At 70.1% G+C, this 13,405-nt stretch carries 12 protein-coding genes; 4 read left to right on the forward strand and 8 right to left on the reverse strand.

The window, feature by feature from the left end:
• Positions 1 to 303 precede the first annotated feature (303 nt).
• The 6 genes from atzF to CHC08_RS48255 form a co-directional block, all read right to left on the reverse strand.
• Positions 304 to 2,172: an allophanate hydrolase gene (atzF, locus tag CHC08_RS14955; RefSeq protein WP_089207869.1), complete on the reverse strand. Its 1,869-nt coding sequence runs from the start codon at positions 2,170 to 2,172 to the stop codon at positions 304 to 306.
• A gap of 210 nt (positions 2,173 to 2,382) precedes the next feature.
• Positions 2,383 to 3,975 (reverse strand): SulP family inorganic anion transporter, encoded by a 1,593-nt coding sequence (locus tag CHC08_RS14960; RefSeq protein ID WP_089207870.1) that lies wholly within the window; start codon positions 3,973 to 3,975, stop codon positions 2,383 to 2,385.
• A 3-nt stretch (positions 3,976 to 3,978) separates the two neighbouring features.
• Complete coding sequence (locus CHC08_RS14965; protein WP_089207871.1) at positions 3,979 to 4,659, reverse strand: cysteine hydrolase family protein; 681 nt, start codon at positions 4,657 to 4,659, stop codon at positions 3,979 to 3,981.
• A gap of 163 nt (positions 4,660 to 4,822) precedes the next feature.
• A complete protein-coding gene (locus CHC08_RS14970) occupies positions 4,823 to 5,470 on the reverse strand; it encodes a GntR family transcriptional regulator (protein WP_089207872.1) in 648 nt (215 codons plus the stop codon).
• A 177-nt stretch (positions 5,471 to 5,647) separates the two neighbouring features.
• A complete protein-coding gene (locus CHC08_RS14975) occupies positions 5,648 to 6,391 on the reverse strand; it encodes a flavin reductase family protein (RefSeq protein ID WP_245878328.1) in 744 nt (247 codons plus the stop codon).
• A gap of 521 nt (positions 6,392 to 6,912) precedes the next feature.
• Positions 6,913 to 7,266 carry a hypothetical protein gene (locus CHC08_RS48255; RefSeq protein WP_143653225.1) on the reverse strand — a complete coding sequence of 118 codons (354 nt, stop codon included), beginning with the start codon at positions 7,264 to 7,266 and terminating at the stop codon, positions 6,913 to 6,915.
• A 136-nt stretch (positions 7,267 to 7,402) separates the two neighbouring features.
• On the opposite strand from CHC08_RS48255, the gene CHC08_RS14985 reads away from it, so the two are divergent.
• From CHC08_RS14985 to CHC08_RS14995, 3 genes are all read left to right on the forward strand, one after another.
• A complete protein-coding gene (locus CHC08_RS14985; protein WP_089207874.1) occupies positions 7,403 to 8,149 on the forward strand; it encodes a GntR family transcriptional regulator in 747 nt (248 codons plus the stop codon).
• A 213-nt stretch (positions 8,150 to 8,362) separates the two neighbouring features.
• Positions 8,363 to 8,977 carry a GNAT family N-acetyltransferase gene (locus CHC08_RS14990; RefSeq protein WP_089207875.1) on the forward strand — a complete coding sequence of 205 codons (615 nt, stop codon included), beginning with the start codon at positions 8,363 to 8,365 and terminating at the stop codon, positions 8,975 to 8,977.
• Positions 8,978 to 9,020: 43 nt separating this feature from the next.
• A complete protein-coding gene (locus CHC08_RS14995) occupies positions 9,021 to 9,695 on the forward strand; it encodes a copper homeostasis protein CutC (RefSeq protein ID WP_089207876.1) in 675 nt (224 codons plus the stop codon).
• Between the two features lie 31 nt (positions 9,696 to 9,726).
• Here the strand turns inward: CHC08_RS14995 and CHC08_RS15000 are convergent, their stop codons facing one another.
• Positions 9,727 to 10,899: a DUF6986 family protein gene (locus CHC08_RS15000; RefSeq protein WP_089207877.1), complete on the reverse strand. Its 1,173-nt coding sequence runs from the start codon at positions 10,897 to 10,899 to the stop codon at positions 9,727 to 9,729.
• Positions 10,900 to 11,024: 125 nt separating this feature from the next.
• Complete coding sequence (locus tag CHC08_RS15005) at positions 11,025 to 12,329, reverse strand: FAD-dependent oxidoreductase (protein WP_089207878.1); 1,305 nt, start codon at positions 12,327 to 12,329, stop codon at positions 11,025 to 11,027.
• Between the two features lie 397 nt (positions 12,330 to 12,726).
• On the opposite strand from CHC08_RS15005, the gene CHC08_RS15010 reads away from it, so the two are divergent.
• The gene (locus CHC08_RS15010; RefSeq protein WP_143653226.1) at positions 12,727 to 13,290 is read left to right on the forward strand and encodes a hypothetical protein; all 564 of its coding nucleotides are present in this window, start codon (positions 12,727 to 12,729) and stop codon (positions 13,288 to 13,290) included.
• The last annotated feature ends 115 nt before the right edge of the window (positions 13,291 to 13,405 follow it).

The raw sequence follows: 13,405 nt of genomic DNA on the forward strand, positions 1-13,405 counted from the left end.
GCCCACTCGTGGTGGCGGGTGCCATTGTCGAATCGTCATTGATTCCTGCGGTATTCGCGGAGGCACTCGACTGCCGACGTCGGTGTCCGGTCATACCCGCATTCGTGAAGCAGTCAATGGTCACCTGCTTCCGCGTGCTACCACGCGCCTTTTCCGCCTGCTATCACAGTTTCGGGTCGCGGCCGGACAAGCGCCTCTTCCTCGTCCCCGCCTCGGGCCAGCCGCACTTTGATGCCCGAGAACCCCGCCGATATCAGGCGCCGGCTTGTTTCTCCTTTCTGAAATTCCTGAAGCGGTGCCGTCTTATATCGGGTCTGGCGCGGAGGCCCGTGAGAGGAGATAGTCCGGCCAGCTGCCGTGCCGGCTGATGTCGGTCGCCTCGTCGGCGGCGTAGGCCTCGCAGAGGAACCCGTGCGCCGTGCGCCCGCCGTCCAGCTGGACCGTGCCGAGGCTGAGAGGTGGGGCGATCCGGGTCAGCAGGGCGCCGAGCGCAGAAGGGCTCAGACCGTACAGCTCGACCTCGACGGGCACCCCGCCGGTGGCGACGCGGACCAGTCCGGGACGGGCCACCTCGCCGCCGTTCAGGGCGTAGAGGCGGTAGAGCGGAGCGGTCAGCGCGGTTCCCAGGCCGGTGGCTCCCAGCGCGGTGAGTTCGCCGTGCAGCGGCTGGCCGGAACGGTGCGCGCCGACCACCGCGAGCACCGGCTGCGTGTCCGGGACATGGCCGGCAGGCGCGGCGGGTCCATCGTTCCGCGCGGACGAGGGGCCGGAACGGGTGGCGGGCTCATCGGTTCGCACGGACGAGCGGCCGGGAGGCGCGACGGGTCCTCCGGTCAGCGCGTGGAAGGCGGCGGCGGGTCCGGCCAGCAGTTCGTCGGAGCCCGCGGGACCCAGCAGGGTGATGCCGTGCGGCCGGCCGGTCGCCGTCCTCCCGGCGGGCACGGAGATCGCGGCGAGGTCGAGCAGGTTGGTGAACGTGGTGTAGTGCCCCAGGACGCCGTTGCGCTCGATCGGGTCATCGAGCATCTCCGCGACGGTGTAGGTCGTGGGCACGGTCGGAACCGCCAGCACGTCCATCGAGGCCCAGGCCTGCCTGGTCCGCGCGCGCAACGCCCGCAGCCGGTACAGCCCCTCGAAGGCGTCCACCGCGCTGAGGTCGCCGCCGTTGCTCAGCACCTTCAGGGTGACCGGATGCACCCGGTCCGGGTTCCGGAAGACGAAGTCGCCGACCGCGGCGATCCTTTCGGCGAGCCACGGCCCGTCGTACAGCAGGCGCCCCACCGCGAGGAACGGATCGAGATCCACCGGGACCAGCCGATGCCCGAGGCCTGCGAGCCGTCGCACCGCCCCCTCGAAGGCCACCGCCGCAGCGGTGTCACCGAAGAACTCCGGGCTGTACGGCACCCCGATCCGCAGGGGCCGCGCCGCGGGCGGCACGGGCGAGGGCAGGGGAAGCACGCGCGACCAGGGGTCCGCGGGCTCCGGCCCGGCGATGACGGACAGTACGGCCAGCCCGTCGGCGACCGACCGGGCGAAGACGCTGGGGCAGTCCAGCGACGCGCAGGCGGGCACCACGCCGAGCGTGCTGACCAGACCCCGGCTCGGCTTGACCCCGACGGTCCCGGTGAGCGCGGCGGGCACCCGGCCGGACCCCGCCGTGTCCGTGCCGATCGCGAACGTGACCAGCCCGGCGCCCACCGCCACCGCCGAACCCGAACTGGACCCGCCCGAGATCAGTCCCGGCACCAGCGGTGACTCGCAGGCGCCGTACGGGCTGCGGGTGCCGGACAGGCCGGTGGCGAACTGGTCCAGATTGGTCTTGCCGACGAGCAGGGCGCCCGCCGCCAGCAGCCGGTCCACCAGCGGCGCGCTCCGGTCCGGGACGTAGGCGTAGTCCGGGCAGGCGGCGGTGGTGGGCAACCCGGCCACGTCCACGTTGTCCTTGACCGCGAAGGGGACGCCGTAGAGCGGTGGGCGGGAGTGCGGGTCCGGCCACCGCAGGGCCAGGGCGGCCGCGTCGCCGAGGAGGTCCGCGGCCGGTCGCAGGGTGATCCATACGTGGTCGTCGCCCCGGGCCGCGATCCGCCCGAGCACCTCCTCGGCGACGTCCGCGGGGCACGCCGACCCGGTGCGGTATCGGTGGGTCAGACCGTCCAGATCAAGTGGGGTCATGTGCCTTTCCTGTGTTCGGCCTGCCCGGCGGTTCCTGCTGCAGCGCGTGGGCCGCAGTCCCACGGACCCGCCGGCCTGCGGCTCGCGCTCACGAGGCCGTGGCTCGTGTTCACGAGTTCGCGGGACGCGTTTCGCGAACCCGTGAGGCTGCGGCCCGCGTTCACGGGGCCGCGGGGTGCGGTTCGGAGTCCATGGGGCTGCGGCCCGCGTTCACGACGCGGCGGGGGCTTCCACCGGGGCGGGTTCCGCGACGGTCTGCTCGTTCTTCACCGGCTCGGCCTTCCTGGGTCCGAGGAAGGCGAAGGCGAGGAGGACCAGCCCGGCGAAGAGATAACCCAGCGAGACCTGGTCGTTGGCGTTCCACTCGACCCTCTCGCCGTGGATCAGGCCGACGAAGGCCAGCGCCGCGCCGGTGAAGGCGTAGCCGGCGGCCCACACGAACGATCGGTCGATGATGAAGGCGGTGATCGAGCCGAGCACCAGCCCGGCCAGTACGGCGCCGCCGCCGAGCAGGGCCGTCCCCTCGTAGACCGTCCCGCTCTGCGCGATGGTGGCGTACCCGACCTCTCTCGCGGTGGTGCCCGCCGCGGCCAGGGCGTTGTCCATGTAGCCCTGCGCCCAGGAGGCGATGTTGGGGATGATGGCCATCACCACGGCCACCGCGTGCGCCTTGGGCACCGACTGGAAGGCCTGGGCGCCGATGAGCAGCCCGATGTAGAGCAGGATCGGCACGATCGCCGGTGCTGGCAGCACCGCGCCGAGCAGTGCGAACATACCGAGGAAGCAGAACAGCGCGATGACGACGCCGCTGGCCATCGAGTAGCTGGTACGGCCGCCCGCCGACTTCCAGCCCGGGTGGCCGATGTAGACGGCGGGCGGGAACGGCGAGCCGAGCATCGAGCCGACCACCGCGCCCGCACCGTCCGCCAGCAGCACCGACCGCAGGTTGAACGAGTCGCCCGCCGCGGCGGCGCTCTCCACGTTGCTCATGCCCTCGGTGAAGTTGTAGATGCCCAGGGGGATCGCGGTGGCCAGTAGCGGCGAGACCTGACTCAGCCCGTCGAGCAGCCGGTCGATGTTCAGCGACGGCAGGCTCACCGCGATGTTCTCGGCGGCGGCACCGACGTCGGCGGGGTTCATGTAGCCGCCCGCCCAGGCGATCGCGGTGCCGACCAGGAGCGCGGCCAGTCCGACCGGGATGTTGCCGGGCAGCTTCAGGTCGGTGAAGAAGCCGACCAGGATGATCATGAGCACCGGCAGTGCGATCCAGGCCGCCTCCCACATCTGGGCCGCGGGCCGCATCGAGATGAAGGCGATCGAGATGCCCGCCAGGGTGCCGAGCATGGCGGCTCGCGGGGTGAAGCGGCGGATGTACGGTCCCACGAAGGCGCCGATCAGCACGATGACGCCGATGATGAAGCTCCAGGCCAGCCCCGCCGCCCAGGCCTGCAGGGGGTTCTTGGTGGCGAGATAGGTGGGCAGCATGATCACGAAGACGACGATGAACATGTGCGGGACGCTGGGGCCGTACGGCATCGCGCACACGTCGTCGCGGCCCTCGCGGCGGGCCAGCCGCCGGGCCAGATAGGTGTAGTACAGGTTGCCGATCAGGAGCTGTATGCCCATGGCCGGGAGGATGACGCCGAAGACGTCCGAGCCGGGCAGGTGCACGACGCCGAGGCAGAGGCCGCTCAGCACCAGCACGTTGACCATCACGTTGAAGGCGAGTCCGAAGAAGGCGTTGGTGTCCCCGCCGACCCACCAGGGCAGTTTGAGTCGGGCGGGGCCGGTTGTCGTGGTCATTGGTCAGCTCCGCGCTTCGAGTGCCTTGAGATAGTTTCCGGAGGGGGCGACCCAGCCGAAGATCCCGCCCTGAGCGGCGATCATTTCGAGCCCGTATCGCTGGAACTCGGCGAAGTACGAGCCCACGCAGTCGGACAGCACCAGGCACTCGTAACCCCGGTCGTTCGCCTCGCGAACGGTGGTGTGCACGCACACCTCGGTCGTGACGCCGGTGACGATCAGGCTGCGGATCCCTCTCGCCCGCAGAACCCGCTCCAGGTCGGTGGCGTAGAAGGCGCCCTTGCCCGGCTTGTCGAGGACGAGTTCGCCGTCGGCGGGGGCCAGTTCGTCGATGATGTCGTGGCCGTACTCACCCCGGATCAGGATCCGTCCCTTGGGACCGGGGTCTCCGATGCGCAGTGACGGCGCACCGCGACCGAGCTTGGCGGGCGGGCAGTCGGACAGGTCGGGCAGATGCCCCTCGCGGGTGTGGATGACGGTCATCCCGGCCTTCCGGGTGGCGGCCAGGACCTCCTGGAGCGGCGGGATCACCCGCCGGAGCATGGCCACGTCGTTGCCCAGGGTCTCCCCGAAACCCCCGGGCTCGACGAAGTCCCGTTGCATGTCGATGAGGAGTAGGGCGGTGTGTTGCGGGTCGAATCCGTAGATGTACGGCTCGGCCTCGACGGCAAGCGGATCGGACACGGGTGACTCCGTTCCTCAGGTCCTCCTTTTGTCGATTGTCGACAGAATTATGTCGATCGCCCTTTCCTCCCGTTACACCTGTGTTAGCTGCCGTCACTCCCCGCTTGGTCGCGGCCCGTCCCGGGCCGGTCGGCGCCGCGGTGGGTCAGCCGACAGCGGTGGATCAACCGATGTAGGTGCGTGCGCCGTGCCGGGAGAGAGCGTCGAGAACGATGGCCGGGTCGCCGGAGGCGATGGCGTCGAAGAGCCGCCGATGCCGCTCCACCCCTTCGGACGGGGCACGCTGCTCGGCCTCCCTGCGCAGGTTCGCGGCCATGTAGAGCTGCAGTTTCAGGATGACCGGTTCGTACGCCATCAGCAGCTGGCGATGACCCGCCAGCGTGACCAGCGCGAGGTGGAAACGCCGGTGCGCCTCATTCTCGCTGAGCGGGTCGTCCGCCCGCACCGCGGACGCCATGCCCTCCAGGGCCTGGGCCAGCCCGGTCAGACTGTGTGCTCCGGGAAGGGGCAGTGCGATCTCGACCGCATAGCGCTCCAGCACGTCGCGCAGCCCGAAAAGCTCGTCCACGTCCTCCCGGGACAGCTCGGTGACCCGAACCCCTCGCCGGGGCAGGTGCTCCACCAGTCCCTGCTGCCCGAGCGAACGCAGTGCCTCGCGCAACGGAGCCCGGCTGATGCCGAACCGCTGGGTGAGCTGTTCCTCGATCAGCCGCTCACCCGGTGCGAGGGCGCCGGAGAGGATCTCGTGACGGAGCCGTCGCACGGAGAGCTCAACGAGGCTGGGGTGTTCCAGCACTTCGTCCGGTTCCACCCGTCCAGCTCCTCTCGCCGTTGGGACAACTCTCTCAGAGATCGCGAGAGTTCCCGCGCCCGGGATGGCGACCCTGTTCCCCGTACGGCGGATGTCACATGCGGGGACAGGCCGGAGGAGCGACGGTGTCCCTCGTGCTGCCGGTTCCGGCGCGCCGTACGGATTACGCGGAGGGGGTCACGTGCGGAACCGGCCGTAGCCGCCCCTGAAGAACACCAGCGGCCCGCCGTCGCCGTGGACGCCGAGGTCGTGAACCCTGGCGACGACGATGACATGGTCACCCGCCGGGTGCTCCGCCTCGATCGAGCAGTCGATCCAGGCCAGGGCATCACTGATCATCGGGTTGCCGCCGGGGGACTTGGTCCACTCCAGGCCGGCGAACTTGTCGCCGCCCTTGCTCGCGAGCGCCGCGCAGACCGACTGCTGGTGCTCGGCGAGCACATTGACCGTCTGGGTCCTGGCGGCACGCAGGCGTGGCCAGCTCGTGCTGGTGTGCGCCACGCAGAAGGCGACCAGCGGCGGGTCCAGCGAGACCGAGGTGAAGGAGTTGGCCGCCAGGCCGCACGGCTCGCCGTTGTCGGGGTCGATGGCGGTGATGGCCACGATGCCGGTGGCGAAGTGGCCGAGCACGGTGCGGAATCGCCGACCGTCCACGGGCGGGGCGGAAGACTCGGCATGGGGGCCGGTGCGGCCACCGTCCACGGGCGGGGCGGAGGAGTCGGCGTGGAGGTCGGTGCGGCCACCGTCCACGGACTGGGCGGAGGAGTCGGCAGGGGGGCCGGTACGGCTTTCGGCTCCGTCGGGCCGGCCTGGGGGAAGGCCGCTGTGCATGGCGACTCCGTTGACGGTGATGCCGTGCCCGTTCGAGGTGACGTGTGGGTGACCACAGATCTCCGGCAACCGGGCCGCGTGGGTGCCCATGATCGCACCTGCCTCCTCGGTCGTCTCCGGTCGGCCCCAGGGAGTTCGGTGGGCGGCGGCCTCCGTCGCCTGGCGCCATGCTACCAAGCGCTTGCTACGAATCCGAGGGCGACGGCAGGCCGGGAGCGCAGGGAAAGGCGTCCAGCGGTCCGCCCGTCAACCGGTGGCCGCCGGCGTGACGCGAACTCGGACGCGAGGTGGTCCGGCCGGGGCGACGCGAGTCCGGAGACGGCGCGGATGGGTTTCGTAAGGAGGCCCGGTCCCACGGCGCGAACGCCGTCTTGTGAGGCGGGTCCCATGGCGCGGGCACGTCTCGTGAGGAGAGACGCAGCGCGGATGTGTCTCGTGAGGAGAGACGGCGCGGACGCGGTTTGTGAGGGGGCCGGTCTCAGGGCGCGACCCACGATGGGGGCGCTCTCATGACGAGAACGCGCCCTGGCGGGCGTGGGGGACCCGCCAGGACGCGTTCCGCCCCGCCGCGGCGGCTCGAGGACCCCGGCGAGGGATGGGGTCCTCGGCCGCTAGTCGCGTGCGGAGTCGGGATGAGGAGAGGCACGGACCTGGGATTCCAGCCCCTCCTCGATGGGGTCGTCGTCGGACGCCGGCCGCCGGTAGAGATCTGAGATGAGATGTGCGGCCCCAACCGGATCATCAGCCGGATGGGAGGCCTCCACGCCGTCCTCATTCCAGATGAAAAGTCCGTCTCTGCACCACACGGTCAGATCGGTCTGCACTGAAAGCACGGACATCCCATTCGCATTGCTCTGGTAGGTGTGAGTGAATCCCTGACGATGCAACGCGTAACGCAGTAAACGCGTTGCCTCGCGGGGGTCGCGCCACGGCAGATACGGCGTGCCCGCCTGGGCCGACAGCACCGGTCTCCGCCCCATCGCCGACCTTTCGATGGATTTGTACCAACGATTGGATAATGCGGGTCTTGGGAGGTTGGGTCAAGGGGCTGTTCCCCACTAGAACCAGATCGTCTAGTTTTGTTGGCACAAAGGGGACCAAATGGCACGGTCAACGCTGTATCAACTGGTGGCCTCCGACCTTCGGAGGACCATCTACTCCGGTGCGCTCGGACCGGGGGATCAGCTGCCGACCGAAGTGGAGCTCATGCTCACCCATCAGGTGAGCCGCAACACCGTGCGGCTCGCCCTCGGTGAGCTGGTGAACGAGGGTCTGGTCACCCGTACCCCCCGCCGGGGCACCGTGGTCAGGGAGCGCCGCCCGCTGCTCATCCACCCCCAGAGAGAGCTCCAGCCGCAGCCCGAGGAGACCAGGGAGGCCTTCGCCTGGGCCGTCTCCCAGGAGGGGCGCGCACCGAGCCAGAACATCGAGGTGGCGATCGTGCATCCGATCGAGGAGATCGCCAGCAGGCTGGAACTCCCGGACGACGAGCTCGCCGTGGTCCGCCGCAGGCTGAGATTCGTGGACGGCCAGCCGTACAACACCAACGACTCCTATTTCCCGCTGGCGCTGGTCGCCGATTCCGAGATCGCCCGTCCCGGCGACATCATGCGCGGGGCCAACAAGGTTCTCGAAGAGCTCGGCCATCCTCAGGTCCGGATGGTCGACGACATCTGGGCGCGGATGCCCAACAGTTCGGAGGCCGAGATGCTCCAACTCGAGCTGGGTACACCGGTCGTCGTCTACGTCCGGGTCGGATACGACGAGAGCGACACCCCTGTGCGGGTCGCGGTGTCGGTCCTTCCCTCGGACAAACACCTGATCAGATACGAGCTGGAAAGCCGTTGACGTCCCCGTGACCGCCCGGACGGGCCGGCCCCATATCCGCCCGCGCCGCGGGCGATCATCGGGCCGCGCTCGCCGGGCGGCCGGACGCGGTCCCCTTTCCCCGCTCGCCTCAGGCCCCTAGGCGCTCCGCCTAGCCCGGCATGGATGCCGTGCGCCACGGTCCGGCCACGTTCCGTGTCATTTCATGCACCGAGTGCAACGAAGGGATGAATCATGCACTCAACCACCGTCAATCCCACCGTCACGCACAGACTCACGTTGCGCAGAGCTACGAGTGACGATCTGCGGGGAGTGCTCGCGCTCCTCGCCGAGACCGCCGGATGGCTGAACGGCCGCGGCGTACGCCAGTGGCCCGCGGGAGGGTTCCCCGCCGAGCGCATCAGCCCGCTGATCGAGGAGGGGGTTCTGTATCTGCTGGACGGCGAGAGGGGAGAAGAGGGACCGGCGGCCACCATCGCCCTGGACGGCCACGCGGATCCGGAGTTCTGGGCCGCGGAGGACGCCCCCGGGGCGGCCCTCTACGTTCACAAACTGTCCGTCGCGCGCGACTACTCCGGCCGCGGTCTGGGGGAGGCGCTGCTCGACTGGGCGGGACTGAGGGTCCTGACGACGGGCAGGCGCTGGCTCCGGCTTGACTGTTCCAAGGACAACTCGAAACTGCAGGATTACTATCGGGGGCAGCGTTTCGCCCACCTGCGCACGGTCGATCTGCCGCACCGCGCGTCGGGGGCCCTGTTCCAGCGGGCCGGGGGCCTGCGTGGCCGGGCATCCGGGACCGGGCTGCCGTTCGTGGACCGTCGCGGGCTACCCGTGCCGGAGCATGTCTGAACCACGGCGATCCCAGGACAAAGTCATCCGATAGCCTCACTTCATGACCGGATCCTTGCTTGAGGTGATCGCACTTGACGTGCGTGACGCCGTCGCGGCCGAAGAAGGCGGCGCAGACCGTCTGGAGATCGTCGTCGACATGGCGTCCGACGGGCTCACCCCGGCGGTGGAGACGGTCGCGGCGATCTCCAAGGAGTGCGCGCTGCCGCAGATGGTGATGCTGCGCGGCGATGCGTCGTTCCTGGCCACGCCCGAATCGCTGGAGGGCCTGCGGCGCGATGCCAAGGCCCTCTCCGAGGCGGGCGCGGCCGGGTTCGTGTTCGGCTTCCTCGACTCCGCGGGGGCGGTCGACCTGGCCGCCACCGAGGCGCTCATCCACGCGGTGACCCCGCTGCCCTGGACCTTCCACCGGGCGGTGGACCACGCGGCCGACATCCAGGCGGGCTGGCGTGCCGTCCGCCTGCTGCCCAACCTCGCGACCGTGCTCACCTCGGGTGCGCCCAGCGGCGTGACGGAGGGACTGCGGGTGATCAAGACCCGCTGCGAGGCCGGCGACGGCCCGCTGATCATGGTGGGTGGCGGTCTGAGGCCGGGTCACGTCCCGCTGCTGATGGACTACGGCGTGCGGGCCTTCCACGTCGGCAGCGCCGTACGGGCCTCGTGGTCCGACCCGGTCGACGCGCGCCTGGTCCGCGACTGGCGAGCCCTGATCGACTGAGGACCGGCCCCCGCGCGGGCTGCCTCCCCGGTCAGACGTCGCCCAGGGCCAGGTCTGCCCGGCGCAGGGCGGCGGCCATCGTCTTGACCGTGGCGGGCTCGTCCATCACGCCGCCCCCCGCCCCCCGCTGCTCCTGCCAGGCGCGCACCCGGTGGGAATACTCCTCGTACCGGGACAGGTGGAAGGCGTAGACCGCGGCGTAGCGGCTGACCAGGTGCGACGGATGCATGTCCCAGCCCTGGTAGAAGCCGTGGCTCAGCGAATGCCCGACCATCCCCGCGTGGCGTCGCCACAGGTCCCGCACGACCTGCCTGTCGTCGGAGGCGGGAAAGGCGGCCAGCGAGCCGTCCGACAGCTCCACCCCGGTCCCGGCGAAGGCGGTCTGCATGACGTGCCGGGCGTGGTCGCAGGCCGGGTGGTCCAGCCGCTGCTCGTGCGGGGGCAGGGAGCAGCTCGCCGTGTAGTCGAAGACACCGAAGTGCGCCGCGGACAGCCTGCCGTCGAGGGAGGGGACCAGGTCCGCATCGAGGAACGACACCGTCTGGGTGGCCTCCACCTGGATCTCGAACCTGAGGGTTCCCGCGCCGAGCCCCAGTCCCTTCTCCAGCGCCTCCAGGCAGTCGGCGAACTGGCCGAGGTAGGCCCTCATCAGCACCTTGGGGAAGGTGACGACGAACCCGTCCGGCAGGGACCCGGCGCGTTCGATCACCCCGGTCAGGAACCCGTCGAGGGTCCTGACGCTCCGGACCGGATCGCCGTCGGCGAAGGACTTCACCCGCGGTCCCCACCTGCGCGGGAGCGTCCCGTTCGCGTGCAGGGCCGCGACCGCCTCGGCGGCGGCGGCGACGTGGCCGTCCTCCTCCCCGGGGCGCAGGCCGTACCCGTCCTCGAAGTCCACCCGAAGGTCCTCGATCGGTTCCCGGGCGAGCTTCGCCGCCACCTTCTCGTGCACGGCGCTCACGATGCGCTCGTCCGTCTCGAAGAGCTCCGCCAGGTCGTTCGCGGGCAGGTGCCGTTCGAACAGGTCCAGTGCCGCGTCTCCCCACGCCGTCACCGTGCCGGCGTCGAAGCGGTCGGCCGGGACGTAGACGGTGTGCACCGGCTGCCACTCCACCGCCGAGGCGGGATATCTCGTCTCCTGCTCGCGGTGGGTCTGCTCGAAGCCGGGAATCAGGGCGAGCGGATCGGAGAGCGTGACGCGCATGCTGGTGCTCCTCGTGAACGTGTCGGCCGGCCACACCCCAACCGCCGGCGCTCCAACGACTGGCCAGGCACTCTAACGGCCGGTGCGCGCCGAAGCCAGGCACCCTGTGGAGCCGGGGGAGCGCCCTACCGGCCGGAGGCGTCCAGCATGGCGGCGAGGCCGACCAGCTTCACGCGTTCGCCGCGGTCGAGAGACTTCGCCAGGGCGGCCTCGGCCGCCTCGATGGCCAGCCAGTGCTCGTAGGTGATGGGCAGGACTCCCCGGGAGGCGAGAACGGTGTCCAGGTCCGCCTGCCGTACCGGCTCACGGCCGGCGAGGTCGGCGAGGAGGGTGCGGACCGTCTCGGCGGCGTCGGACTTGTTGGTGCCGATCACGCCGGTGGGGCCGCGCTTGAGCCAGCCCGCCACGAACTCGCGGTCGCGGCCCTGGATCCGCCCGGCCTCGTTCGGCACGGTCATGGTGGCCTCGGAGAAGGGGACACCGGGCAGCGGCACGCTCCGGTAGCCGACCGAGCGCAGGACCATGCCGACCGGGATGGTCTCGAACTCCCCGGTGCCGACGACCCGGCCCTCGGTCAGCCGGGTGCGTTCGAGCTTGAGCGCCTCCACCCTGCCGTCGCCGAGGATCTCCACCGGGCGCATCCAGAACCGGACGTCCAGCCGCCGGGGACGGCCCACGGGACCTCGGGCGGCCCAGCTCTGCAGGACCTCGACGTTTCCCCGGACCTGCCGTGAGGCCGCCGTGACGTCCGCCACGCACTCCTCCGGCCGTACGTACACGTCCGCGTTGGCCAGCTCGCCCAGCTCCCGCAGCTCCTTCAGGGTGAACTTGGCGTGCTCGGGCCCCCGGCGGCCGATCATGTGGATGGCCTTGACCTCGCTCTCCGCCAGCCTGGTCAGCACCTCTTCGGGCACGTCGGTGGCGCGCAGCTCCTCCGCGGTCTTGGCGAGGACGCGCACCACGTCCACGGCCACGTTGCCCACACCGATCACCGCGACCTCGGAACTGTCGAGGACAAAGCGGTCGGCGGGCATGTCGGGATGGCCGCAGTACCAGTTCACGAAGTCGGTGGCGGCCACACTCCCCGGCAGGTCCTCGCCGGGTATGCCCATCCGCCGGTCCACCATCGCGCCGGTGCAGTAGACCACGGCGTCGTAGCAGTCGAGCAGGTCCGCCACGTCGATGTCCTTGCCGAGCTCGACGCCGCCCAGGAACCGGACGTTCGGCAGCTCCAGGACCCCGCGCAGGTAGCCCGCGATCGACTTGATCGACGTGTGGTCCGGGGCCACGCCGTACCGCACCAGCCCGTAGGGCGTGGGCAGCCGCTCCAGCACGTCCACCTCGACGCCGCCGGAGGTCTGTTTCATCAGCGCCTCGGCCGTGTAGATCCCGGCAGGCCCCGATCCCACAATCGCGACTCGGAGTGACACATCGCCTCCTCGGCGTTGGATGTCATGAACGCGATTCCCTCTTTTGATTCTGTACCAACGGGGGCCGCTCGGCCAGGATCGCGCGCCGACGTGATCAAATCGTCCGCCGCCGGGGGTCCCGTGCGATCTTCCGCCACGCGCTGGGGACCGGCCCACCGCAACCCGGTCGAACCCCGTCCCAACGGTCCGTCGAGAGCCCCGGCCGGCTCACGAACAGGGCATGACCAGGCGATCGCCTCATCAAGGGCTTCCCAGGCTTTCCGCGCATTACCGCAGGTCAGGTATACTGCGCGTAGCCACAGGGCGTTTGATCGGGGGATCGGTGGCTTTGGTGGAACGGAATTACACGCTTGACTTCCTCGCGGGAGATCGCCGTGAGAAAGCCATCGTGCAACACATGGTCGTCTCGCTTTTCGCGGGCATACTGCTCGGCGTCCTGGGGGCACTGCTCTCCTACGGGCCCGAGCCTCTTTACGGCGTCTACAGCCCTTACGCCTACATCCTTCTCATCGTCATCGTGGGACGGAGCGCCGCCGGTTTCGGCTGGGCGCTGCTGGCCGGTGTGCTCGCCGCGTTCGGACCGCTCGTCTCGCTGCTGACCGTCTCGATCCTCCACGCCGAGGACCAGTCCAGGGGCCTCGGCGGCAGCGGCACCGTGATGAACCTCATGTTCGTCACCCTCGCGCTGTTCGGGGTGCTCTCCTACTTCACCCGGCGCGACGACCTGTGGGGAGACCTGGCGGGCGGCGTGCTGGCCGGGCTCGTCGCGGTCGTGGGCATGGCGAGCACGTTGCCCGGCAGACCGGAGTACGTCCCGGCGTTCTGGCCCTGGAACGTCGCGATCGTCGGCGTGCTCATGGTGGGGCTGGTGCTCTCGCTGCGCAGGGGCTGGGGATGGATCCGCTCCGGGTTGATCGCGCTGGTCATCGCATCGGCCGACTTCCTCGCCGCAGGCTTCTGAAGCGGCCGACCTCCTCGGCGGCAGACTTCCCCGCCACGGGTTTCCAAAGAGACCGACTTCCCCGGCGGCAGACTTCCTCGCCACAGGTTCCCAAATCGGCGGACGCAGACAACCG

Origin of the sequence: Streptosporangium subroseum (genome assembly GCF_900188345.1) — a bacterium.
In the GTDB taxonomy this organism is placed as follows: Bacteria; Actinomycetota; Actinomycetes; order Streptosporangiales; family Streptosporangiaceae; genus Streptosporangium; species Streptosporangium subroseum.